Origin of the sequence: Kitasatospora sp. NPDC008050 (assembly GCF_042957465.1) — a bacterium.
Classification (GTDB): Bacteria; Actinomycetota; Actinomycetes; order Streptomycetales; family Streptomycetaceae; genus Kitasatospora.
In genome coordinates, this window is sequence record NZ_JBIBIJ010000027.1 from 26718 (window position 1) to 49430 (window position 22713).

22 protein-coding genes are annotated in these 22713 nt (G+C 72.2%); 1 reads left to right on the forward strand and 21 read right to left on the reverse strand.

Going from position 1 to position 22713, the window contains the following annotated elements; genetic code table 11:
• The 14 genes from ACFZB9_RS34100 to proS all read right to left on the reverse strand — a co-directional run bounded on the left by ACFZB9_RS34100 (position 1) and on the right by proS (position 11391).
• Positions 1-549, reverse strand: a complete 549-nt coding sequence (locus tag ACFZB9_RS34100) for a YraN family protein (protein WP_391453697.1) — start codon at positions 547-549, stop codon at positions 1-3.
• A gap of 215 nt (positions 550-764) precedes the next feature.
• Positions 765-1091: a DUF2469 domain-containing protein gene (locus ACFZB9_RS34105; RefSeq protein ID WP_110669769.1), complete on the reverse strand. Its 327-nt coding sequence runs from the start codon at positions 1089-1091 to the stop codon at positions 765-767.
• Positions 1092-1148: 57 nt separating this feature from the next.
• Positions 1149-1643: an NUDIX hydrolase gene (locus tag ACFZB9_RS34110; protein WP_391453698.1), complete on the reverse strand. Its 495-nt coding sequence runs from the start codon at positions 1641-1643 to the stop codon at positions 1149-1151.
• A gap of 55 nt (positions 1644-1698) precedes the next feature.
• Positions 1699-2490, reverse strand: a complete 792-nt coding sequence (lepB, locus tag ACFZB9_RS34115) for a signal peptidase I (RefSeq protein ID WP_391453699.1) — start codon at positions 2488-2490, stop codon at positions 1699-1701.
• A gap of 112 nt (positions 2491-2602) precedes the next feature.
• Positions 2603-3616 (reverse strand): signal peptidase I, encoded by a 1014-nt coding sequence (lepB, locus tag ACFZB9_RS34120; protein ID WP_391453701.1) that lies wholly within the window; start codon positions 3614-3616, stop codon positions 2603-2605.
• 243 nt (positions 3617-3859) lie between these two features.
• The gene (lepB, locus tag ACFZB9_RS34125) at positions 3860-4981 is read right to left on the reverse strand and encodes a signal peptidase I (protein ID WP_391453703.1); all 1122 of its coding nucleotides are present in this window, start codon (positions 4979-4981) and stop codon (positions 3860-3862) included.
• Positions 4965-5882: a signal peptidase I gene (gene lepB, locus ACFZB9_RS34130; RefSeq protein WP_391453705.1), complete on the reverse strand. Its 918-nt coding sequence runs from the start codon at positions 5880-5882 to the stop codon at positions 4965-4967. Before lepB (ACFZB9_RS34130) ends, lepB (ACFZB9_RS34125) begins: the two co-directional genes overlap by 17 nt.
• Positions 5883-5947: 65 nt before the next feature.
• Complete coding sequence (gene rplS / locus ACFZB9_RS34135; RefSeq protein ID WP_145904254.1) at positions 5948-6298, reverse strand: 50S ribosomal protein L19; 351 nt, start codon at positions 6296-6298, stop codon at positions 5948-5950.
• A gap of 166 nt (positions 6299-6464) precedes the next feature.
• Positions 6465-7283, reverse strand: a complete 819-nt coding sequence (gene trmD, locus ACFZB9_RS34140; RefSeq protein WP_391453785.1) for a tRNA (guanosine(37)-N1)-methyltransferase TrmD — start codon at positions 7281-7283, stop codon at positions 6465-6467.
• A 74-nt stretch (positions 7284-7357) separates the two neighbouring features.
• Complete coding sequence (rimM, locus tag ACFZB9_RS34145; RefSeq protein WP_391453707.1) at positions 7358-7903, reverse strand: ribosome maturation factor RimM; 546 nt, start codon at positions 7901-7903, stop codon at positions 7358-7360.
• 135 nt (positions 7904-8038) lie between these two features.
• On the reverse strand, positions 8039-8278 hold the full coding sequence (locus ACFZB9_RS34150; protein WP_266293475.1) for an RNA-binding protein: 240 nt from the start codon (positions 8276-8278) through the stop codon (positions 8039-8041).
• Between the two features lie 2 nt (positions 8279-8280).
• Positions 8281-8712 carry a 30S ribosomal protein S16 gene (rpsP, locus tag ACFZB9_RS34155; protein WP_184935375.1) on the reverse strand — a complete coding sequence of 144 codons (432 nt, stop codon included), beginning with the start codon at positions 8710-8712 and terminating at the stop codon, positions 8281-8283.
• 334 nt (positions 8713-9046) lie between these two features.
• Entirely contained in the window at positions 9047-9670 is a 624-nt protein-coding gene (locus tag ACFZB9_RS34160; protein ID WP_391453709.1) for a hypothetical protein, read from the reverse strand.
• Positions 9671-9978: 308 nt separating this feature from the next.
• A complete protein-coding gene (proS, locus tag ACFZB9_RS34165; RefSeq protein WP_391453711.1) occupies positions 9979-11391 on the reverse strand; it encodes a proline--tRNA ligase in 1413 nt (470 codons plus the stop codon).
• Between the two features lie 213 nt (positions 11392-11604).
• Between proS and ACFZB9_RS34170 the strand changes: the two genes are divergently transcribed.
• Positions 11605-12381, forward strand: a complete 777-nt coding sequence (locus tag ACFZB9_RS34170) for a class I SAM-dependent methyltransferase (RefSeq protein WP_391453713.1) — start codon at positions 11605-11607, stop codon at positions 12379-12381.
• Positions 12382-12408: 27 nt separating this feature from the next.
• Here the strand turns inward: ACFZB9_RS34170 and ftsH are convergent, their stop codons facing one another.
• The 7 genes from ftsH to ACFZB9_RS34205 form a co-directional block, all read right to left on the reverse strand.
• Positions 12409-14328, reverse strand: a complete 1920-nt coding sequence (gene ftsH, locus ACFZB9_RS34175) for an ATP-dependent zinc metalloprotease FtsH (protein ID WP_391453715.1) — start codon at positions 14326-14328, stop codon at positions 12409-12411.
• A gap of 69 nt (positions 14329-14397) precedes the next feature.
• Positions 14398-14931, reverse strand: coding sequence for a GNAT family N-acetyltransferase (locus ACFZB9_RS34180; protein ID WP_391453717.1), 534 nt, complete (start codon positions 14929-14931; stop codon positions 14398-14400).
• Positions 14932-15027: 96 nt separating this feature from the next.
• A complete protein-coding gene (gene ffh, locus ACFZB9_RS34185) occupies positions 15028-16596 on the reverse strand; it encodes a signal recognition particle protein (protein ID WP_391453718.1) in 1569 nt (522 codons plus the stop codon).
• Between the two features lie 88 nt (positions 16597-16684).
• Complete coding sequence (locus ACFZB9_RS34190) at positions 16685-19141, reverse strand: [protein-PII] uridylyltransferase (protein ID WP_391453719.1); 2457 nt, start codon at positions 19139-19141, stop codon at positions 16685-16687.
• A 70-nt stretch (positions 19142-19211) separates the two neighbouring features.
• Positions 19212-19550 (reverse strand): P-II family nitrogen regulator, encoded by a 339-nt coding sequence (locus ACFZB9_RS34195; protein ID WP_391453720.1) that lies wholly within the window; start codon positions 19548-19550, stop codon positions 19212-19214.
• Positions 19547-20908 carry an ammonium transporter gene (locus ACFZB9_RS34200; RefSeq protein ID WP_391453722.1) on the reverse strand — a complete coding sequence of 454 codons (1362 nt, stop codon included), beginning with the start codon at positions 20906-20908 and terminating at the stop codon, positions 19547-19549. Before ACFZB9_RS34200 ends, ACFZB9_RS34195 begins: the two co-directional genes overlap by 4 nt.
• 273 nt (positions 20909-21181) lie before the next feature.
• A complete protein-coding gene (locus ACFZB9_RS34205) occupies positions 21182-22639 on the reverse strand; it encodes a hypothetical protein (RefSeq protein WP_391453724.1) in 1458 nt (485 codons plus the stop codon).
• Positions 22640-22713 lie beyond the last annotated feature (74 nt).

Genomic DNA, 22713 nt, shown 5'->3' on the forward strand with positions numbered 1-22713 from the left:
TCAGATCACCCCCCGCAGGTGCTCGATCCGCGCGGCGCCGCGCGCCCGGCTGACCACCGAGACGAGATCGATCCGCACCCCGCCGGGCGGCAGCGGAACCGCGGTGACGGGCGGAGCCGGCGCGGCCGGCGCCGGGCCGTTCACCGGGCCGCTCACCGGGCCGTTCACCGGGCCGCTCACCGGGCCGCTCGACGAGCCGTTCACCGGTGGCGCTGCGGCGGTGCCTCCGGGGAGCGGCACCGCCCTGGCCACGCCCTCGGCGAGCCGGACGAAGTGCTCCGGCCAGCGTTCGGATAGCCAGCGTTCGGCGAGGTGGCGCAGGCGCTGCGCCTTGACCGTGCCGATCGCCTCCGCCGGCTGTTGGAAACCCCGCTCGGAGCGGGTCTTGACCTCGCAGACGGCGACCGTGTCGCCATCCAGCACGATGATGTCGAGTTCGCCCTCGGAACAGCGCCAGTTGCGCTCCAGGACCTGCAGGCCCTCCTCGGCGAGCCTGCGGGCGGCCACTTCCTCGCCGTAGCGGCCCAGGGCCGTGTGTGCGTTCTGCACGGCGATCACCTCCGATCACGGAGGTTGCCGCACAGCACCCGCCCCGCCCAGCGGGTACCGTCAAACTGTGGATAACCCGGGGGCTGTGGACAATCGCCGCCACTCGGACGGACGTACCCGCCAGAACGAACGACCCGCCGGAACGAACGACCCATCAGGACGGAAGACCCGTCAGGACGAACGACCTGCCCGTCGGGCCCGGGGCCCCGAGCGGCTCAGCTCCCGAAGCCCGCCTCGTCCGAGGGCAGCTCCAGGTCGCTCTTCGCCAGTTCCTCGATGTTGACGTCCTTGAAGGTCAGCACCCGCACCTTCCGGACGAACCGGGCGGGGCGGTACATGTCCCAGACCCAGGCATCGGCCATCGACACCTCGAAGAAGACCTCCCCCTGGACCGAGTGCACCTGCAGCTCGTAGTCGTTCGTGAGGTAGAACCGCCGCTCGGTCTCGATCACGTACTTGAACAGGCCGACGACGTCCTTGTACTCCCGGTAGAGCTTGAGCTCCATCTCGGTCTCGTACTTTTCGAGATCTTCCGCACTCATGCAGGCGTCCCCTCAGCTCGGCAGGTCCCTCCCCATTGTGGACCACGCCACCGTCGGTCAGAGGCGGACCGGGTCCACCGGTGGCCCCTGTTCCAGCAGGAGCGCCAGCAGCTCGGCCAGCCGCACCGGGTAGACCTGTTCGGTCGTGCGGCGTAGATCCGCCAGCGTCCACCAACGCGCCTGGCGCAGTTGCGCCCGTTCCTGCTGCTCGGAGCCCGAGCTGTCCGGCTCGGGCCCGGTCCGCCGGATCCGGGCGAGGTGGAAGCTCTGGTGCTGCTCGTACCGCTCACCGTCGTACGGGAACAGCGCCAGATCGACGGCGACCACCGGTCCGAGCTCGACCCCGGTCAGCCCGGTCTCCTCCGCGAGCTCGCGCCGCGCCGCCGCCCGGCTGTCCTCCCCCGGCTCCAGCCCGCCGCCCGGGGTGAACCACCAGGTCCGGGCCGGCTCGGCGGGGTCGAAGCCGTGGAAGAGCAGCAGGCGGTCGGCCGAGTCCAGCAGCAGAACCCGGGCCGCTTCCCGCCGGCGCACCGCCGGCTCTCCCGTGCCCATCCGTCCCCGTCCCCGTCCCCGTTCCCGTCGCCGTCGCCGTCGCCGTATCCGGAACTCAGCGCCGCCCGCGCAGCCGGCGCGCCAGCGCGGCCGCCGGCCCGGTCAGCGAGGTCAGCACGATCACCACCGCACCGGCCAGCGACGCCCAGGCGGCCGGCACCAGCGGCCCCGGCCCGCTCGCCGCCGGTCCACCCAGCGCGTCGAAGGCCACCGTACGCCCGCGCAGGCCCGCGTGGCCGAGCGGCCAGACGGTCGCCTCCACCCGGGCGATCACGTCGGAGGCCGGCACCGTCCCGGCGAGGACGTCCAGGTGCGAGCGGGAGTCCAGCGAACCGCCGCGGTTGTCGCCGAGCAGGAAGAGCCGCCCGGCGGGCACCTGCACGCTGAACGGCGTGTTCGGCACCTGGTCGGGGGCCAGGTAGGGCTCGGTCACCGGCTTGCCGTCGACCGTCAGGCTGTGCTCCGCACTCCCGTAGGCCACCGTGTCACCGCCGACCGCCACCACCCGCTTGACCAGCGTCGCGTTGCCCCAGGTCGGATCGTGGAAGACCACGATGTCGCCGCGCCCGACCGGTCCGCCGTCCACCTTGCGGGCGAGCACCGTGTCACCGGCGGAGATGGTCGGCTCCATCGAGCCGGTGGGCACCACGTAGGGCCGGTAGTCCAGCGCGATCAGCCCGAACCCGCCCAGCAGCAGGCCGAGGCCCAGCACCAGGGCCACCGTCTGCAGCACCGCGCCGGCTCCCCAGCGGCGCCGGGGCGCCACCGGTGCGGCGGCGGGCGCTTCGGCCGTGGCGTCCGCCCCGGCCCCGGACGGGCCGGGGCCTTCTTCGGTGAGCCTGCTCATCGGGACCGTCCTGGTTCGAGGGCCGGGCACGGCGGCGGGCCGTGGCACGTCCGAGCAGATTACTCGTCGGTACCACGGCCCGCGCAAGAGAAGAACCGAAGGAAACGGAGGCTCAGTCGCCCTTCGTCCGCCGACGGCGCAGCCACCACGCCACCGGCAGCGTCCCCACGGCGCCGAGCGCCGGGGGCACCAGGCCCGCCGTCGCGATGCCCTTCTGCCCGAAGGTGGAGGGCACCGGCAGGGTGGACCAGTGGTTCACCGGCCAGGCCACCACGAAGGCCCGTCCGACCACGTCGTTCACCGAGACGAAGCCGCCGCCGGGCTCGTTCTTGGTCGCCGGCTGATCCATGTGGAAGCGCGAGTCCAGCGAGTCGCTGCGGTGGTCGCCCATCACCCAGATCGCGTTCGGCGGCACCTTGACCGGCCCGAACGGCTTGCCCGCGCACGGGTCGGGCGGCGTGATGCCCGGGGTGTAGATGTAAGGCTCGTTCAGCGCCACGCCGTTGACCTTGAGCGGCCCGTTGCCCTGGCACTCGATGGTGTCACCGGCCACCCCGATCACCCGCTTGATCAGGTCCTTCTCGTTGGCCGACGGCATCAGGCCGATGAAGCTCAGCACATCCTGGGCGCCTCGGACCACCGCGTTGGAGCTCTGCTGGGTCCCCTCGCCGTCGAGCCAGCCGCCCGGGTCGTGGAAGACCACCACGTCGCCGCGGTCCGGCTTGGAGCCGAACCAGGGAGTCAGCTTGTCCACCAGCACCCGGTCGCCGATCTGGAGGGTCTGCTCCATCGACGCGGAGGGGATGGAGAAGGCCTGCACGAAGAAGGTCTTGATGACCAGGGCCAGGACCAGCGCGATGCCGACCAGGATCGGCAGTTCCTTCCAGAACGAGCGCTGCTTGCGCTCGCCGGCCCGCTTCTCGTTGTCCTGTGCCGGGGCCTCGGGGGCCTGCGGGCCGCCTTCGCCGGGGCGCTCGTCGGCGGCGCCCGGCAGCGCGCCCTCGCCCTGACCGCCGGCACCGTCGCCCGGCTCCGTCGGCTGCCCGGACTCGGTGGACTGGGCCGTACGGCCGCCGGAGCCCTCAGGCTCACCGGCCCCGCGGGCGCCGATCACCAGATCCCCCACGACATCTCCTCCCTGCTGTGCGGACGACCATCGTCCGCGCTCACCAGTGCCGCGCAGCGGACACCACGTCTGTGACCGACCGTGAACCCGGCTCAGGCCTGCCCATCACCGGACGGCCTGACACCAGCACAGCCTTCGGAACCATCCGCACGGCACGGGCCGCGAGGATGTCTGCACTTCTCTATCACTCCGAGTGGTCCACCCGGCTCTCCCACACGGCGGCTCGGCGGACCGGACGGACCGTCAGTCCGGGCCCGCTGATCGCCGGGCCGCCCGCCAGCGGCGTCGGGCCGCGCGCGAGCCACCGGTGAGCACCCCGGATCGGCGCCGCAGCAGCAGCGCCGGGGAAACGCCCAACATCCCCATAACGAGCGAAGGTTCCAAGGGATCCGGGTCGAGCCCCACCGATTGGCCCGCGGCCGGGCCGGCGAGCGTACCGCCGCCCGGCGAGCCGAGGGCGGCCGGGGTCCGGTAGGTGGGCCGGGAGATCCCCTGCAGGCGGTCCAGCGGCCAGGCGATCGAGAAGGCGCGCCCGATCACGTTCCCGACCGGCACGGTGCCCTGCCCCGGGCCGGTCATGTGGTAGCGCGAGTCGGCGGACAGGTCGCGGTGGTCGCCCATCACCCACAGGCGCCCCTTGGGCACCGTGACCCGGAACGGGATGCGCGAGGGCGGGTTGCCCGGAGCCAGGTACGGCTCCTCGATCGGGTTGCCGTTGACGGTGATCCGGCCCTGGTCGTCGCAGCAGGCCACGGTGTCGCCGCCGACCCCGATCACCCGCTTGATCAGGTCCTGTTCGTTCGAGGAGGGCAGCAGGCCGACGAAGCTGAAGACGTCCTTGAGGCCGCGGCCGACCGGGCCGCCGGAGTCCGCGGCGGGCTGGTTCTCCAGCCAGCCGCCCGGGTCCTTGAAGACCACCACGTCACCCCGCTGCGGTGTGCTGCCGAACCAGGGGGTGAGCTTGTCCACCAGCACCCGGTCGCCGATCTGGATGGTCTGCTCCATCGATCCGGAGGGGATCGAGAAGACCTGCACGAAGAAGGTCTTCAGGGCCAGCGCGATCAGCAGCGCCACCACGGCGATCACCGGGAGCTCGCGAAAGAGCGAGCGCCGGCCGGTGCGCGCGGCCCGCCGGGCGGTGCGCCGCCGCTGTGCGCGCCCGCGCGGAGCGACCGGGCCCTTGAGCGGATCCTGGGCCGGTTCCCGCGCCGGATCCTGGGCCGAGCCGTCCGCCGCGGCCTGAGCCGGGCGCTGTGCCGGGTCCGGCTGTCCGCTCGCGTCCGAGGGCCGGGCGCCACCGTGCGGCGCCTCGGTGCCGTCGGACCGCTGGTGACCGCCGGGCGCGGGTCTACCCCTGGTTCCCATGGCCACCGCCCTTCGCGGCCGCGGCGATGGCGGCGAAGCCGGGCGGCCGGTCCAGTGAGGACCAGTGCCCGACGGGGAAGATCACCCAGGCGGCCCGGCCGATCACCTTGCTGACCGGGACGTATCCGCCACCGGGATCGCCGAGGTGGTCCCGGGAGTCACTGGAGTTGCTGCGGTGGTCGCCCAGCACGAAGAGCTTGCCGGGCGGGACCTGGACGTCGAAGCCCACACCGGAGGGGGCGTCGCCCGGGTAGAGGTAGTCCGACTCGGCCAGTGGAACGCCGTTGACGGTCAGCTCGTGGTCGCCGGCCCGGTAGGTCACCCGGTCGCCGCCCACCCCGATCACCCGCTTGACGAAGATCGAGCCGTCCGAGGGCGCCAGGCCCAGCGCCGCGCCGAACTTGCGCAGCTCGGTACCGATGCCGATCGACTCGTTGCCCCCGGGCACGAAGGAGTCGGTACCGTCGAAGACCACCACGTCGCCGCGGCTCACGGTGCCACCGAACTGGTAGGCCAGCTTGTTCACCACCAGGCGGTCGCCGGGGCGCAGGGTGTTCTCCATCGAGCCGGAGGGCACCACGAAGGGCTGCGCGACAAAGACGTTGACCAGCAGCAGGATCAGGACGCAGGCCGCGACGAGCTTGGCCAGATCGCGCAGGCGCCAGCCGGCCTCCGGCCCGGCACCGTCGTCGGGGACGTCGGGGACGTCGGGGACGTCGGGGACGTCGGCTGCATTGACGGTGTCACCGGTGTCACCGGTGTCACTGGCCTCGCTGGCCTCACCGGTTTCACCGGTTTCACCGGTTTCATCGGCCGAAACGACCGCGGACCGCGACGGCGGTCCCGCACCCGGAGGTGCGGAGGTGCCGTCGCGGTCCGCGATCGGTTCGTGCGTGCTCATCGGGGCTGAGCTTAGCCGCCCCGCCTGAGCGTGCCGCACCCCCGACTCGCGCCGGGGGCAGCGACTCAGCGGTCGCGCTTCTCCTTGATCTTCGCGGCCTTGCCGCGCAGGTCACGGAGGTAGTACAGCTTGGCGCGACGGACGTCACCGCGGGTGACGACCTCGATCTTCTCGACGATCGGGGTGTGCACCGGGAAGGTGCGCTCCACGCCGACGTTGAAGCTCACCTTGCGGACGGTGAAGGTCTCACCGATGCCCGCGCCGTGGCGGCGGATCACGACGCCCTGGAAGACCTGGACACGGGAGCGGTTGCCCTCGATGACCCGGACGTGAACCTTCAGGGTGTCACCGGCACGGAAGGCCGGAATGTCGGTACGCAGCGAGGCCGCGTCGACAGCAGCGAGCTTGTTGCTCATGATGCTCTCCATCGCGGGCGCCACGGGCCGCCCACGGAAATTCGTCACAATGGGGTGGGTTGCGGGTCGCCTCGGCCTTAGCGATCCCCCCGTGGCGGGGGCGCGGGACCACCGGATCTCCTGGTCGATAAGACCTGTGAAGAGCCCGGCGACAGACAACAGCGGCCTATTCTTCCACAGCCCCGGCTACTCGGAGAAATCGGCCGCGTTCCTCGTCCCAGCCGAGCCCCAGCACGCTCAGCACCTCGCGCTCCTTCTTGTCGAAGGAGGAAAGGCGCCAGCGCCCCACCAGATCGGGGCGATTGGCCAGCGTGCGGGTGAAAGCCTGCTCGCGCCGCCAGCGGGCGATCTTGCCGTGGTTGCCGCTGAGCAGGATCTCCGGCACCGCCCGGCCACGCCACTCGGCGGGCTTGGTGTAGACCGGGCCCTCCAGCAGGTCGGCCATCGCACCGGGGGCGAAGGAGTCGTCGCGGTGCGACTCGGCGTTGCCGAGCACGCCGGGCAGCAGCCGGGCGATCGCCTCGACCATCACCAGCACCGCGACCTCGCCGCCGGCCAGCACGTAGTCGCCGATCGAGGCCTCGACCACCGGCATCCGGGTGGCGGCCTCCTCGATCACCCGCCGGTCGATGCCCTCGTAGCGGGCCGGCGCGAAGGCCAGCCAGGGCCGGGCAGCCAGTTCCTGGGCCAGCTCCTGGGTGAACGGCACGCCGCTCGGGGTGGGCACCACCAGCGTCGGCACCTGGTCCGCCGGCCCGGCGGCACAGACCGCGTCCAGCGCCTCGCCCCACGGCTCGGGCTTCATCACCATGCCGGGGCCGCCGCCGTACGGCGTGTCGTCCACGGTGCGGTGCACGTCGTGGGTCCAGGAGCGCAGGTCGTGCAGGTGCACGTCCAGCTGCCCGCGCGCACGGGCCTTGCCGACCAGCGAGACGTTCAGCGGCTCCAGGTACTCGGGGAAGATCGTGACGACGTCGATCCGCATGCCGTGCCGCTCCTCGGCCGCGGCCACCGGCGCCTCGGGCTCCGCGGCCTCGGGCTCCGCGGCCTCGGCGGCCGTCATCGGTCGCTCTCCGGCCCGCCGGCGACCTCGGCCCCGTCGTCGATCAGCCCGCCGGGCGGGTCGATCACGGCCCGCTGGTTCTCCAGGTCGATGGTCGGCACGATCTTGCTGACGAACGGGATCAGCACCTCGGTGCCGTCCGGCCTGGTGACCGTGAGCAGGTCCTGGTAGGGCAGGTGGACCACCTCGGTGAGCTCGCCGACCAGGGTGCCGTCCAGCAGCACCACGTCCAGGCCGATCAGCTGGTGGTCGTAGTACTCGTCCTCGTCCTCCGGCCGCTCTTCCGGGTCGACCTCGGCGATCAGCATGGTCCCGCGCAGCGCCTCAGCGTCGTTGCGGTCCTTGACGCCGGCGAAGCGGATCAGCAGCCGGCCGCTGTGCACCTTGCCGGACTCCACGGTCAGCGGACCGGCGGTCGCGGGGTCGGTGAGCAGGACCGCGCCGGGCCCGAGCCGCAGCTCGGGTTCGTCGGTGCGGACCTCGACGAAGACGTCCCCCCTGATGCCGTGGGCGCGACCGATCCGGCCGACGACGAGCTGCACGGTGCACTCCTGAGCGCTAGCTACTACGGGTACGAGCCGCCGGGGCGGGCTCGCTTACGAAGGTACGGGGATGGGAAAACAGATCCGGCCGGGACGCGTGGAGCGTCCCGGCCGGATCTCAGGCGACGGTGACCGTCAGCGGATGTTGTCCACGTCGACCAGGTCGACCCGGACGTTGCGACCACCGAGCGCGCCGACCACGGTGCGCAGCGCACGCGCGGTGCGGCCGCCACGGCCGATCACCTTGCCGAGGTCATCAGGGTGCACCCGCACCTCGATGGTGTTACCCCGGCGCAGGTTGCGCGAGCGCACCTGAACGTCCTCGGGGTGCTCGACAATGCCCTTCACCAGGTGATCGAGGGCGTCCTCGATCACGGTCAGGCCTCGGTGGAAGCGGCGTCGGCGTCAGCCTCGGCCTTGTCCGACTTCTTGGCCTTCGGGGTGATGGCAACACCGGTGGTGGCGTCCTCGAAGCCGGCGACGGCCTTCGCGAACAGGTGCGAGAAGTCCTCGACCTTGGGCTCGGCCACCAGCAGCGGGGCCGGGGCGGGCAGGCCCTTGAACTTCTGCCAGTCACCGGTCAGCTTGAGGATGGCGAGCACCGGCTCGGTCGGCTGGGCGCCGACGGACAGCCAGTACTGGGCGCGGTCGGTGTCGACCTCGATCTTCGAGGGGTTGTAGGTCGGCTGGTAGATGCCGATCTCCTCGATCGCGCGACCGTCACGCTTGGTGCGCGAGTCGGCGACGACGATGCGGTAGTGCGGGGAACGGATCTTGCCGAGACGCTTGAGCTTGATCTTGACTGCCACGGGAGTGGATTCTCCTGGAGTTGACGTGGGTGAGCGACCGCGCTCCCGCGTGGGGTTGCGGGGTCGGTCGTTCGAATGACACGCCAGCCGTAGGCGAGAGGGTTCCTGTTGGCTGCCGGGTATCAGCTATCGATTGTGCCACATCACGCACAGCCCTCCGACCGGAGGCGAACCTGGCCGAGAGCTGTGCGTGATGTGGCACAGACCGGAGACGGAAGACCCGGCCGAGAGCTGTGCGTGATGTGGCACAGACCGGAGACGGAAGACCCGGCCGAGAGCTGTGTGTGATGTGGCACAGACCGGGCCGGGAGACCCGGCCGAGGGGTGTACGCGATCAGGCGATCTTGAACGGCTGCTGGCAGGCACCGCACACGATCGAGGCCTGGGCCAGCACCGACGGCACCACCCGGACGTTGCGGCCGCAGCCGCAGACGGCCTTGACCCGCACGCCGCCGCCGGAGGAGCCGTGCCGGGCCGCCGGGCCGCGGAACGCCCGCAGCACGCCGCCGTCGGGCGTCCCGGCCACCGCCTGCTGGTGGGCGCCGAGGGCGAGCTCCAGCCGTTCGATGGTCGCGGCGTACCGATCCTGGGTCTCGGTCAGCATGGTCACCTGGGAGAAGCCGCTGCTGGCATGCGGTTCGACCGGGTGTGCCAGCCCCAACTCGGAGGCGAGCAAGAGGAATCGACGGTTGTGGTAGCGCCCGGCCCGGGAGGTGTCCCGGATGTCGCGGGCGGCGGCCAGTCCGTGGGCGGCCTCGTGCAGCAGCCGCTCGAAACCGAGCCGGGTGCCGCAGGCCGAGGACGACTCGCCGATCAGCGCCTCGGGCGAGGCGAGATCGGGCAGGTCGTGATGGTGGGCCTGGATGTCGCTCCAGGCGGCGGCCAGTTCGGCCGCGAGGACGAGAGGCTGTGTCGTGCTCACGCTATGCCAACGAGGGAGTCGGTTCCGACGTTCCATTCTTGAGCACTCACCAGGAATTCCCGGAGAACTCTCAGCTGGGCGTAACAATGCCCGCGTTGAGCGTTCGAAATCTGACGCAAGACCAACCCCCTCGGTGTCTGCACCCGTCGTTCCTCGCCGGGTCGCCCGATTCCCGGGCACGGCAGAGCGCCGCGCCGAGTTGTCCGGCCCGGGCCCTGTACGTGTTTTGACAGGGCCACGGGCCGTACACCGTACCGCTAGTTCGCCCGCACTGGGAGTTGACCGGCCAGTAGGCGAGACGCCGTCACCTACCGGTTACTCGGCCGGTGAATCAGCGCGCCTTATCAGTAGGCCCGCGCGACAATCGCGAGGTTGCCTTCCTGGTCGTACGAGTCCGGCACCGAACCGTCGGCGGCGACCAGGCAGCGGACCGAGACACCCTGCTCGGCGAGCTTCGTCTCGCCCTCCGGGCCGAGGTCGGCCCAGGAGATCCGGCCCCAGCCGGTGGCGGCGGCCTCGACGCACTCGTCGATGGTCTTCACGTCCACCGTGCGGGACTCGCGGCGCTCGCGGGACTGGCGCAGCAGCAGCGCCTGGTCCTCCTCCAGGATGCCGGGCACCAGGGCGGCCAGGGCGTCGATGGAGACCGGCTCCTTGCCGCCGGGGATGCGGCGGGCCAGCATCGCGGTGCCGTTCTCCAGGTCCCGCGGGCCGACCTCGATGCGCAGCGGGACGCCCTTGAGCTCCCAGTCCACCGCACGGCGGCCGAACGGGGTGTCGGTGCGGTCGTCGACCACCACGCGCACGCCCGCCGCCTCCAGGGTGGCACCGATCTCGCGCACCTTGGCGATCACCGCGTCGTCGCCCTTGATGGCGAGCACCACGGCCTGCACGGCCGCCAGCCGCGGCGGCACCCGCAGGCCGTTGTCGTCGCCGTGCGACATGATCAGGCCGCCGACCATCCGGGTGGTGACACCCCAGGAGGTCTGCCAGACGTGCTCGCGCTCGGCGCCCTGCAACTGGTAGGTCGTGTTGAAGGCCTTGGCGAAGTTCTGGCCCAGCTCGTGCGCGGTGCCCATCTGCAGGGCCTTGCCGTCGCCCATCATCGCCTCGAGGGTGAGGGTGTTGATGGCGCCGGCGAAGCGCTCCTTGACCGTCTTGCGACCGAGCACCACGTCGATGCCGAGCACGTTGGTCATGAAGTCGCCGTAGACCTGGGTGTGGATCATCGACGCGTACGCGCGGGCGTCCTCGTAGGTGGCGTGGGCGGTGTGGCCCTCCTGCCAGAGGAACTCGGTGGTGCGCAGGAAGATCCGCGGGCGCAGCTCCCAACGGACCACGTTGGCCCACTGGTTGATCAGCAGCGGCAGGTCGCGGTGGCTCTGCACCCACTTGGAGAAGTACTCGTTGATGATGGTCTCGGAGGTGGGCCGGACGACGACCGGCTCCTCCAGGTCCTTGCCGCCGCCGTGGGTGACCACCGCGAGCTCGGGGGCGAAGCCCTCGACGTGCTCGGCCTCCTTGGTCAGGTAGGACTGCGGGATGAAGAGCGGGAAGTAGGCGTTCTGCGCGCCGGCCTTCTTGATCCGCGCGTCCAGGTCCTGCTGCATCCGCTCCCACAGCGCGTACGCATACGGTCGGATGACCATGGTGCCGCGCACCGGACCGTTGTCGGCCAGTTCGGCCTTGTTGATCAGATCCTGGTACCAGCGCGGAAAGTCGTCCGCCTGGGGGGTGAGAACGGGAGCCTTTGCCATGGGGCGAATCGTACGGTGCCAGGCGGACGGAGTGTGAATCGATTCCACCCGCGCGGCCGGGAGCGGGGCCCAGGGGGCGCACGCCCGCCGAACGGCGATGCTCCGGCGCGCTCCTCTGGACGGCGCGCCCGCGCCGCTGTTCGCTGGAGACGGGACGAACAGTGGGGGGAGCATCCGCAGCTCGTTGGACCGGACCTGATGGGAGGCCACTCGATGGCTTCAGCGCACGGCACGGCACCCGCACCGACCCGACCGCGGCCCGCCTCGCGGGCGCGCGACTGGGCCGAGATCCAGGAGCGCACGCTGGTGCCGCTCTACGAGGCGGTGCACGAGCGAGCGGCCGTCGGCCCGGGGACCAGCCTGCTCGGCCTGGGGTGCCGCTCCGGCCTCGCGCTGCTGCTGGCGGCCGGGCGCGGGGCCCAGGTCGCGGGCCTCGAACCGGACCCGGAGCTGCGCGAGCTGGCCCGGGCACGCCGGCTGGCGGTGGCCGCCGGGAGCCTGGGCACCCGGGCGGCCCATCGCGTGGTCACGGTCTTCGAACCGCTGCGGATGGCCGAGGAGCCGCACCGGGTGGTCCGGGAGGCGGCGCGCCTGGTCCTGCCCGGCGGGCTGGTGGCGCTGGCCGGCTTCGGGCCGGCCCGGGACTGCCAGAGCGCGGCCGTGCTGGAGGTGGCCCGGCGGCGCAGCGGACCGCGCCGGGCGCCCGACCCGCTGCGGCTCGGCGGGGCCGGTGAGCTGGCCGCGCTGGCGGCCGGGGCGGGGCTGCGGGTGGTGGACAGCGGGCGGGTGAGTTGCCCGTTCGGCTACCCGGACCTGGACAGCGCGGTGCGCGGGCTGCTGGCCACCGGCTGGTTCGACGCTGCCATCGCCTACGCGGGCGAGGCGCCGGTGGCCAAGGAGGTCGCCGAGGCGCTGCACCCGTTCACCCGGGCGGACGACACCGTGCGGATGGCCAATGTGTTCCGCTACATGCTGGCCGAGCGGACCTGACGCAGCCCGGTCGGACCTCACGAAGCCTCAGGCGGAATCCCGCGCGATCCCGGCGGCCCGGTAGGCGGCCTCCTCGTCCAGCGTCTCGTGCTCCAGCAGGGCCGCGGCCAGCGTGTCCAGCCGGTGGCGGTGCTCGTGCAGCGTGGCCAGCGCCTCCTCGTAGCACTCGGCGACGATCCGCCGGGCCTCGTGGTCGACCAGGTCCAGTGTGCTGGGCGCGGCGGACAGGCCGTAGGCGCCCTGGCTGTCGTCGGGGATCGCGGTCAGCCGCCCGACCCGCTCGCTCATGCCCCAGCGGCCGGCCATCCCGCGGGCGATGTTGGTGACCTGCTCCAGGTCGCTCTCCGCGCCGGTGGTGATCACCCCGTAGACCACCTGCTCGGCGGCCATCCCGCCGAGCGCCCCGATGATCCGGCCGCGCAGGTACTGCTCGGTGTAGGAGTAGCGGTCGGCCTCCGGGGTGGACATGGTGACGCCCAGCGCCCGGCCGCGCGGCACGATGGTGACCTTGCGGACCGGGTCGGCGCCGGGCTGCAGCATGCCGAGCAGGGCGTGCCCGCTCTCGTGGTAGGCGGTCCGCCTGCGGTCCGCCTCCGGCATCACCAGCGGCCGCACGGCGCCCAGCTGGACCTTCTCCAACGCCTCCGAGAGGTCCCGCTGGTCCACGCTGGGCCGCTTGCGCTTGACCGCCAGCAGGGCCGCCTCGTTGACCAGGTTGGCCAGTTCGGCGCCGGTCATCCCCGGGGTGCTCTTGGCGACCTCGGCCAGGCTGGTGCCCTGGGCGAGCGGCACCTCGCGGGCGTGGATGGTCAGGATCGCGGTGCGGCCGTCGCGGTCGGGCGGGCTGACGTTGACCACCCGGTCGAACCGCCCGGGGCGCAGCAGCGCCGGGTCGAGCACGTCGGCCCGGTTGGTGGCGGCCAGCACCACGACGCCCTCGGAGCCGGAGAAGCCGTCCATCTCGGTGAGGATCTGGTTGAGCGTCTGCTCGCGCTCGTCGTGGCCGCCCATCGTGTTGCCGCCGCCGCGCTTGCGCCCGATGGTGTCGATCTCGTCGATGAAGATGATCGCCGGGGCCACCTTGCGGGCCTCGGCGAAGAGTTCACGCACCCGGCTGGCGCCGACCCCGACGATCATCTCGATGAACTCCGAGGCGGAGGCGGAGAAGAACGGCACCCCGGCCTCGCCGGCCACCGCCCGGGCGAGCAGCGTCTTGCCGGTGCCCGGCGGGCCGGCCAGCAGGACGCCGCCGGGCATCTTGGCGCCCAGCTTGCGGTAGGCGCCGGGGTTCTTCAGGAAGTCCACCACCTCGGTCAGCTCGGCCTTGACCTCGTCGATGCCGGCCACGTCGGCGAAGGTGGTGCGCTTGCCCTCCTCGGGGGTGACCGGCTTGGGCGGCGCCTTGCGGCCCAGCGGCCCACCCCCCAGGCCGCCGGCCATCCGGCGGGCCAGCAGCACCCAGACCACGATCAGCAACAGCATCGGGGCCAGCGAGATCAGCAGGTTGGCCAGGAAGCTGCGCTGCTGCACCACCGGTTCGGCGGTGACCTCGACGCCCTGGGTGAGCAGGGTGCTGTAGAGGTTGTCGTTGGCGAACGAGGGGCGCTGGGTGGTGAATTCCGTGTAGCTGCCCTTGCCGCCGTCGGGCTTGGGCGCGGCCGTCTTCAGGGTGCCCTCGATCGCGTCGCCCTTGGAGTAGATCTTGGCGATGTTGCCCTTGGTCAGCTCGTTGTTGAACTCGGTGTAGGAGACGGTGGTGCCGCCGCCGTTGCCGAAGAAGCTGAGCAGCAGGTCGCTGATCAGGAAGACCACCAGGGCGGTGAGGATCAGGCCGAACCAGCCGCCGGGCATCTTGCGGCGCGGCGGGGCCGGCGGCGGCGGAGGCGGCGCGCCCTCGGAACGCCAGGGCTGGTCGGGACTCTGGCGGGGCGGCACGGGTTCGGTCACAGTCCGGACCATACGGGCTGAAAAGCGGACAATCCATCAGCAACGCCGCCGCGGCCGCCCGAGCGGGGCCTACCCCGAGACCCCCAGCGGCTGCCACTCCTCCACCGTCAGGGCGAACCGCTCGTGGTCGCGCCAGGCGCCGGAGAGGAAGAGCATCCGCGGGGTGAACCCCTCGTGCCGGAAGCCCAGCCGCCGGGCCAGCGCGATCGAACGCTCGTTCTCGGGCTGCACGTTGATCTCCAGGCGGTGCAGGCCCAGGCCGCCGGCCACCTGGTCGGCGAAGCAGCGGTCCACCACCAGCCGCATGCCCTCGGTCATCCGCCCGGTGCCCGCGAAAGGGAGGTAACTGTCGTAGCCGAGCGCGGCGTTGCAGAACCGGCCCATCACGATGTTGGACACGTTGCACTTGCCGACCAGTCCGCTGTCCGTCCGGTCGACGATCAGGTAGCTGCGCAGCCCGGGCCCCTGACGCTGCAGCAGGTCCGGCAGGCCGTCCGGCTCGACCGGGTTCCACGGCCTGATGTGCTCGGCGGAGCGCAGCACCGCTGCGGCGTACGGTCCGGCGTCGGCGGGCCTGGGGGCGCGGATGGTCACTCGGCTCATCGGAACATCATCGGGTACGCACACGGCCCGCCGCCCCATGAGCGAGGCGGCGGGCCGTGCGACGATCACCTGCTCAGCGCAGGAGGGACCGAACTCCTAGAGCAGGTCCTTGAACTCCTTGGGCAGCTCGAAGTCGGCCGGGCCCTTGCCCGCGCCGATCCCGAAGGCGCCACCCTCGGCGGGGGCCTGCTGCCCCGCGCCCGGGCCCAGCGCCCGGCGCTCGGCGGCGGCCGCCTCCTCCTGCGCCCGCTTGAGCGGGTTGCCGCTCTTGCGCTTGCCCTTGGCGGCCGGCGCCTTCTTGCCCGACTTCTTGCCGCCGCCACCCATGCCCGGGATCCCCGGCATGCCGGGAATGCCCTTGCCGGAGGCCATCGCGGTCATCATCTTGCGGGCCTCGAAGAAGCGCTCGACCAGGTTGTTGACCTCGCCGACGCCGACGCCCGAACCCTTGGCGATGCGCAGCCGGCGCGAGCCGTTGATGATCTTCGGGTCGGTCCGCTCGGCCGGGGTCATCGACTTGATGATCGCGCCGACCCGGTTGACGTCCTTGTCGTCGATGTTGTTGATCTGCTCGCGGATCTGGCCCATGCCGGGGAGCATCCCGAGCAGCTTGGAGATCGAGCCCATCTTCTGGACCTGCTCCAGCTGCGACAGGAAGTCGTCCAGCGTGAAGTCCTTGCCGCCGCCCTGCAGCTTGGCGGCCATCTTCTCGGCCTCGGCCTGCGAGAAGGTCTGCTCGGCCTTCTCGATCAGCGACAGGACGTCACCCATGCCCAGGATGCGCGAGGCCATCCGGTCCGGGTGGAAGGCGTCGAAGTCGTCGACCTTCTCGCCGTTGGAGGCGAACATGATCTGCCGGCCGGTGATGTGCGCCACCGAGAGGGCGGCACCACCACGGGCGTCACCGTCCAGCTTGGAGAGCACCACGCCGGTGAAGTCGACGCCCTCGAGGAAGGCCTGCGCGGTGGTGACCGCGTCCTGGCCGATCATCGCGTCGACGACGAACAGGACCTCGTCCGGGTCGACCGCGGCCCGGATGTCGGCGGCCTGCTGCATCAGCTCGGCGTCGATGCCCAGGCGACCGGCGGTGTCGACGATGACGACGTCGTACTGCTTCTGCTTGGCGTACTCGATCGCGTCCGAGGCCACCTTGACCGGGTCGCCCACGCCGTTGCCCGGCTCGGGGCCGTAGAACGCGACACCGGCCCGGTCGGCCACCACGTTCAGCTGGGTGACCGCGTTGGGGCGCTGCAGGTCGCAGGCGACCAGCAGCGGGGTGTGCTTCTGCTGCTTCAGCCAGTGGCCGAGCTTGCCGGCCAGCGTGGTCTTACCGGCACCCTGCAGACCGGCCAGCATGATCACGGTGGGGCCGGTCTTGGCGTACTGCAGGCGGCGGGTCTCGCCACCGAGGATGCTGATGAGCTCCTCGTTGACGATCTTGATGATCTGCTGCGCCGGGTTCAGCGCCCCGGAGACCTCGACGCCGAGCGCCCGGTCCTTGATCTGCTTGATGAAGGCCCGGACCACCGGGAGCGCGACGTCCGCCTCCAGCAGGGCGATCCGGATCTCGCGGGCGGTGGCGTCGATGTCCGCCTCACTGAGGCGGCCCTTGCCCCGGAGGTTCTTGAACGTCGCTGCGAGGCGGTCGGAAAGAGTGTCGAACACGTCGGTCGCGGGTCCCTTGCGGCATCGGTATGAGTACGGTCGTCGCCCACCAGGGTATCCGGACACCCCGGCCACCGGCCCCACCCGGTCAGCGCAGTGCCTGCCGCACCTGCTCGGCCACCGCCTCGGCGGCTGCCTCGGTCAGCCGGGCACCGGCCGCGTCCGTGAGGTAGAAGGCGTCCACCGCGTCCGCGCCGAGGGTGCTGACGTGGGCGGTGCGCACCCGCACGCCCGCCTCGTCCAGCGCCCGGCCGATCCGGTGCAGCAGGCCGGGGGCGTCGTGCGCGCGCACGTCGAGGACGGTGGCGGTGGCCGAAGCACCGCCGGGCGCCACCGTGACCGCGGGCGGCGGAACGCTGGTGCCGCGCCGGCGGGGCACCGCCGCGTCCCGCTCGGCCAGCCGGCGTCCGGGATCCAGCGAGCCGTCCAGCGCGCGGCGCAGGTCGGCCCGCAGCCGGGCGGCCTCGGGCAGCTCGCCGAACTCGGCGGCCACCCGCCAGGAGAGCAGCAGGACCGGGCCCGCGCCGATCGGGTCCAGCTCGCGCAGGGTCAGCGTGCGGACGGTGAGACGGTTGAGCGCCAGCACCCCGGAGACCGTGCCGAGCAGCCCCGGCCGGTCCACGATGGCCAGGGTCAGCTCCGCGCCGGTCGGCTCACCCTGCCCGCCGACCTCGCCGATCCCCTCGACCGGCGCCGCGGCAGCGGAGGCGTGCATCGCCAGGGCCGGCTCGCCGGTGCGCGCCGCCTCCACCGCCAGCCGCTCCTGCGCCACGGTGGCCTCGGCGGCCGCGCCCTGCGGCGGAGCCGGCCGCTCCCCCGCCAGCACGCCCGCCACCCGCTCGACCAACGTGGCCACCAGCGAGGCCCGCCAGGCGCTCCAGGCGGCCGGCCCGGTGGCGAGGGCGTCCGCCTCGGTCAGCGCGTGCAGCAGTTCCAGGTGCTCGGCGGTGCCCACCGTCTTGGCGATCAGCTCCACGGTCGCCGGATCGCCCAGATCGCGCCGGGTGGCGGTCTCCACCAGCGTCAGGTGGTGGCGCACCAGCAACGCCAGGCTGGCCACGTCCGCCTCGCCGAAGCCCATCCGGGCGGCCACGTCGCGCACGATCACCTCACCGGCCACCGAGTGGTCCCCCGGCCAGCCCTTGCCGAGGTCGTGCAGCAGGGCGGCGACCAGCAGCAGATCCGGGCGGGCCACCCGACGGGTCAGCGCGGCGGCCCGCACCGCCGTCTCGATCAGGTGCCGGTCCACCGTCCAGGTGTGCACCGCGTTGCGCTGCGGACGGCAGCGCACCCGCTCCCAGTCCGGCAGCAGTCTGGTGACCAGCCCCTCGGCCTCCAGCGCCTCCCAGACCGGCAGGCAGGCCGCACCCGCGCCCAGCAGGGTGATCAGCTGCTCGCGGGCCTCGTCGGGCCAGGGCACCGGCAGCGCCTTGGTCTCGGCGGCCAGCCGGCGCACCGTGGCGTAGCCGACCACCAGGCCCGCCTGGGCGGCGGCGGCCGCCGCGCGCAGCGGCAGCACCGGGTCGGTGGCCGGACGGGCGCCCTGGGCCAGCACCGCCTCGCCGTCCTGCTCGACCACGCCCTCGGCCAGTGGGCGGCGCGCCGTGCTGCCGCGGGACAGCGCGCCCGCGCCGCGTGCGCCGGTCAGGCCGAAGCGGAACGGCCGCCGGCCCCGGGAGCGGCGGGCCGCCAGCAGCCGGTCCACCGCGCGCCAGGTCACGTCGCCGGCGTAGGCGATGGTGCGCGCGGCCTGGTAGACCTCGCGCAGCAGGGTGTCCGCGTCCAGCACGCCGAGGGCGGTGGCCACCTGGTCCTGCTCCTGGAGCACGAGCCGCTCGGTGGCCCGCCCGGTGGTCAGGTGCAGCGCGTCGCGCACGTCGCTGAGCCGGCGCTGGGCGGCGTCCAGCCCCTGCCGCGGGGCGTCGGCCAGCCAGGAGGCGGCGATCGCGTCCAGCGCCACCACGTCCCGCAGGCCGCCCCTGGCCTCCTTCAGATCGGGTTCCAGTCGGAAGGCCAACTCGCCGTGACGCTCGGCCCGTTCACGCCCGAGCTCGCGCAGTTCGGGCAGCCGCTCGGCGGCCTTGTCCCGCCAGTCGGCCAGCACCGCCGAGCGCAGCGTGGCGGTGAGGGAGGCGTCGCCGGCCAGGTGCCTGGCGTCCAGCAGGCCCAGCTGGGCCTTCAGGTCGGCGGCGGCCACCGCGCGGGCCTCGGTGGGCTTGCGCACCGAGTGGTCCAGGCCCACGCCGCTGTCCCAGACCGGGTACCAGAGCCGGTCGGCGAGCGGGCCGACCGGGGCGCCGTCGTGCAGCAGCAGCACGTCCAGGTCGCTGCGCGGGGAGAGTTCGCCGCGCCCGTAGCCGCCGACCGCGACCAGCGCGACGCCGTCCATGCCGCCGCCGGCCGCGGCGAGCAGGCCGGTGAGCCAGCGGTCCGTCAACGCGGCCAGCGCGGTGCGCCGTTCGCGGCCGGTCAGCACGGGGTCGGCGAACAGGGCGGCCCGGGCGGCCTGGTAGTCCACGGGTTCGAGCGGGTCAACGGCGGTCATGGCGGCTCCCGACCAAGGGGGAACGGACCCGTGGCGGTTGTTCGTCACGGGTCCGTCGGGTGATGGTGTCTCAGAGCGCGTCCGGTCCGCGCTCGCCGGTCCGAACCCGGACCACGGTGTCCACCGGGACGCTCCAGACCTTGCCGTCCCCGATCCGCCCGGTGCGGGCGGCCTTGAGCAGGACCTCGATCACGTCCTCGGCGTCGTCGTCGGCGACCAGCACCTCTATCCGGACCTTCGGCACCAGGTCGACGGTGTACTCGGCGCCCCGGTAGACCTCGGTGTGGCCGCGCTGGCGGCCGTAGCCGCTGGCCTCGGTGACGGTCAGGCCCTGGACGCCGAAGGCCTGCAGCGCGTCCTTGACCGGCTCCAGCTGGTGGGGCTTGACGACGGCGGTGATCAGCTTCATCGGGCGTCCGCTCCGGTCTTGTGTGTGGTCTTCTCTCCGGCGGGCTTCTCTCCGGCGGGCTTGGCGGCCACCGCCGCCGAACCGCCCAGCGCCCGGGCCAGGCTGGCCCCCACCGCGCTGAATTCGTAGGCGGTCTCGGCGTGTTCGGCCTGGTCGATGCCGGCCACCTCGACCTCCTCCGCGACCCGGAAACCGATCGTCTTCTGAATCGCCTGGCCGAGCAGCCAGGAGAGCGTGAAGGAGTAGCCCGCGACCACCAGGACACCCACCACCTGCTTGCCCAGCTGCCCCCAGCCGCCGCCGTAGAAGAGGCCCTGGGCGCTCTGGCCGACGTGCCCGGTGGCGAACAGGCCGATCAGCACCGAGCCGATCGCGCCGCCCACCGCGTGCACACCCACCACGTCGAGCGAGTCGTCGAAGCCCAGCTTGTACTTGAGGCTGATCGCGGCGGCGCAGACCGCCCCGGCGATCAGGCCGATCGCCAGCGCGCCCAGCATCGAGACCGAGCCGCAGGCGGGGGTGATGGCCACCAGGCCGGCCACCGCCCCGGAGGCGGCGCCGAGCGAGGTGAAGGCGCCGTGCCGCAGTTTCTCGTAGGCCAGCCAGCCGAGCATCGCGGCGGCGGTGGCGACCTGGGTGTTCATGAAGGCCATGCCGGCCAGGCCGTTGGCGGCCAGCGCCGAGCCGGCGTTGAAGCCGAACCAGCCGAACCAGAGCAGCCCGGAGCCGAGCATCACCAGCGGCAGGCTGTGCGGGCGCATCGGGTCCTTCTTGAAGCCGACCCGCTTGCCCAGCACCAGGCACAGGGCCAGGCCCGCGACCCCGGCGTTGATGTGCACAGCGGTGCCACCGGCGAAGTCGATCACGCCCAGGTGGTCGACCAGCCAGCCGCCGTGGCCGTTGTCGGTGAAGAAGACCCAGTGCGCGACCGGGAAGTAGACGACGGTGACCCACAGGGCCACGAACAGCGACCAGGCCGTGAACTTGGCCCGGTCCGCGATCGCGCCGCTGATCAGCGCCGGGGTGATCACGGCGAACATCAGCTGGAAGGCGGCGAAGGCGGTGACCGGGATCGAACCGTTCAGGTCGTTCATGCCGATGCCGCGCATGCCGAGGTGGTCGAGGTTGCCGATCAGACCGTGGAAGGAGTCGTTGCCGAAGCTGAGGGTGTAGCCGTAGAGCACCCAGAGCACGCTGACGATCGCCAGCGAGATGAAGCTCATGACCAGCATGTTGAGGGTGCTCTTGACCCTGACCATGCCTCCGTAGAAGAAGGCCAGGCCCGGGGTCATCAACATGACCAGGGCCGCACTGATGAGCACGAAGGCGGTATCGCCCCCGCTGAAGCCGTCCGGCATCGGCGTCTCCTCCAGGTGTCCGCCGCGCCACCCTCGGGATCCCTGTCCCGTGCCACCCGGGGTGTCGGCGATGAACAGGAGAGTGCCGAAGACGGGTTTCGGCCAGTGCGGCTCGGTGTTTCGCCGTCGTGACGCGGTCGACGCACCGGTTACGGGTACGTGAACTACGGCCGTGCCATGACAGGCCGTGAGGTACCGTACCGCCGCACACCACCCGGGGTGGCTACTCGATCACCCCGGGTCCACCGAACGGAGTAGCGCCGGCCCGCCCGACTAGACGACCTCGTACTCCGGGATCTGCTCCACCACCAGGTCGGCCAGCCGGTGAACGGCCGGAACCGAGCGGTAGTCCCGGGTGGCCGCCGCCGAGGTCTTGCGGACCCGGGTGTTGAGCCGCTCCGAGCGCACCTTGCCGGCGATCTCCACCGCCTCCTCGGCCAGCACGGTGGCCTGCTCCGGCTCGCCGCGCAGCAGGTGCACGCTGGCCATGCCGACCAGGTTGAAGGCGTAGGAGCGGGTGTGGTTCTCCTTGTCGGCGCGGAACAGGTCGACGGCGGTGGCCATCACCGGCTCGGCCATCGAGGCGTACCGCGGGCTGCGGCTGGAGTGGTAGGCGAGGTCGCGGAAGGAGTGCGCGTTCTCCGCGTACAGCTCGGCCTTGGAGAAGAACCGCAGCCAGTCCGGGTCGCTCTCCACCGCGCCGGTGTCGGTGAAGGTGTCCTCCGCCAGCCGGACCGCGCGGGCGCAGCGGTTGACCTCGCCGATGTTGGAGTACGCGCGGGCCTCCATCGCGTAGAGCAGCGCCTGCTGGCGCGGGGTGGCGGAGTCCCGGCTGCCGTACTGGGCCAGGTGGATCAGCTCCAGCGCGTCCTCGCCGCGGTTCAGGTGGATCATCTGGCGGCTCATGTCGGTCAGGATCTGCGCACCGAACGGGCGGTCGCCGGCCTCCTTGGCCGCGTGCAGGGCCAGCACGTAGTACTTCTGCGCGCTGGGGTGCATGCCCACGTCGTAGGACATCCAGCCGGCCAGGTGGGCGAGTTCGGCGGTGAGCCGGAACAGGCGCTGGGTGATCTGCGGCGCATAGGTCTCCTGCAGCAGGTCGGTGACCTCGTGCAGTTGGCCGACCACCGCCTTGCGGCGCAGGCCGCCGCCGTTCTGCGCGTCCCACTGCCGGAAGGTCCCCGCGGTCTGCTCCAGCAGCTGGAGCTCCGGCTCGGAGAGCCGGCCGGTGAAGGGCTCACCGCCGCCGACGGCCGCCAGGATCGGGGTGGGCGAACCCCCGGGACCCGGGGTGAGCCAGCGCTGCATCGGCTCGATCAGCGCGGCGCCGGCCGTCAGGGCCAGCGAAGTGCCGAGGAAGCCACGGCGGTTGAGCATCAGGTCGCTGCGCGAGTACTCGCTGATCAGCTGCACCGTCTGCGGGCCGCTCCAGGGCAGGTCGACGCCGCCGCCGGCCACCGTGGAGACCGGCACGACGGTGCGCAGCCCGAGGTCCTCGACCGAGACCACCGAACCGAAGCGCTCGGAGAAGAGGTCCGCCATGATCTTCGGAATCGGCTCGCGCGGCTGCTCACCGTCCAGCCAGCGCCGCACCCGCGAGGTGTCGGTGCTCACGTGGTGCGCGCCGAGCTGGCGCGCCTGTCGGTTGACCTGTCTGGCGAACTCGCCCTTGGACCAGCCGCTGCGCGCGAACCAGGCCGTCAGTTTCTCGTTTGGCTGCTTCTCTGCCATTGAGGGTCCACCCCAGTCCCGCCGGGCCCCGCTCGGAGGCCTGCCGTCATCCCGCCCACGCACCCACCGCCCCG

Bases quoted from the DNA above. Each gene is read 5' to 3' on its own strand.
- ACFZB9_RS34105 (WP_110669769.1), bottom strand. From the start codon at position 1,091: ATGAGTGCGGAAGATCTCGAAAAGTACGAGACCGAGATGGAGCTCAAG.
- ACFZB9_RS34110 (WP_391453698.1), bottom strand. From the start codon at position 1,643: ATGGGCACGGGAGAGCCGGCGGTGCGCCGGCGGGAAGCGGCCCGGGTT.
- lepB (WP_391453699.1), bottom strand. From the start codon at position 2,490: ATGAGCAGGCTCACCGAAGAAGGCCCCGGCCCGTCCGGGGCCGGGGCG.
- lepB (WP_391453703.1), bottom strand. From the start codon at position 4,981: ATGGGAACCAGGGGTAGACCCGCGCCCGGCGGTCACCAGCGGTCCGAC.
- lepB (WP_391453705.1), bottom strand. From the start codon at position 5,882: ATGAGCACGCACGAACCGATCGCGGACCGCGACGGCACCTCCGCACCT.
- rplS (WP_145904254.1), bottom strand. From the start codon at position 6,298: ATGAGCAACAAGCTCGCTGCTGTCGACGCGGCCTCGCTGCGTACCGAC.
- trmD (WP_391453785.1), bottom strand. From the start codon at position 7,283: ATGCGGATCGACGTCGTCACGATCTTCCCCGAGTACCTGGAGCCGCTG.
- ACFZB9_RS34160 (WP_391453709.1), bottom strand. From the start codon at position 9,670: ATGGAACGTCGGAACCGACTCCCTCGTTGGCATAGCGTGAGCACGACA.
- proS (WP_391453711.1), bottom strand. From the start codon at position 11,391: ATGGCAAAGGCTCCCGTTCTCACCCCCCAGGCGGACGACTTTCCGCGC.
- ACFZB9_RS34170 (WP_391453713.1), top strand. From the start codon at position 11,605: ATGGCTTCAGCGCACGGCACGGCACCCGCACCGACCCGACCGCGGCCC.
- ACFZB9_RS34180 (WP_391453717.1), bottom strand. From the start codon at position 14,931: ATGAGCCGAGTGACCATCCGCGCCCCCAGGCCCGCCGACGCCGGACCG.
- ACFZB9_RS34190 (WP_391453719.1), bottom strand. From the start codon at position 19,141: ATGACCGCCGTTGACCCGCTCGAACCCGTGGACTACCAGGCCGCCCGG.
- ACFZB9_RS34195 (WP_391453720.1), bottom strand. From the start codon at position 19,550: ATGAAGCTGATCACCGCCGTCGTCAAGCCCCACCAGCTGGAGCCGGTC.
- ACFZB9_RS34200 (WP_391453722.1), bottom strand. From the start codon at position 20,908: ATGCCGGACGGCTTCAGCGGGGGCGATACCGCCTTCGTGCTCATCAGT.
- ACFZB9_RS34205 (WP_391453724.1), bottom strand. From the start codon at position 22,639: ATGGCAGAGAAGCAGCCAAACGAGAAACTGACGGCCTGGTTCGCGCGC.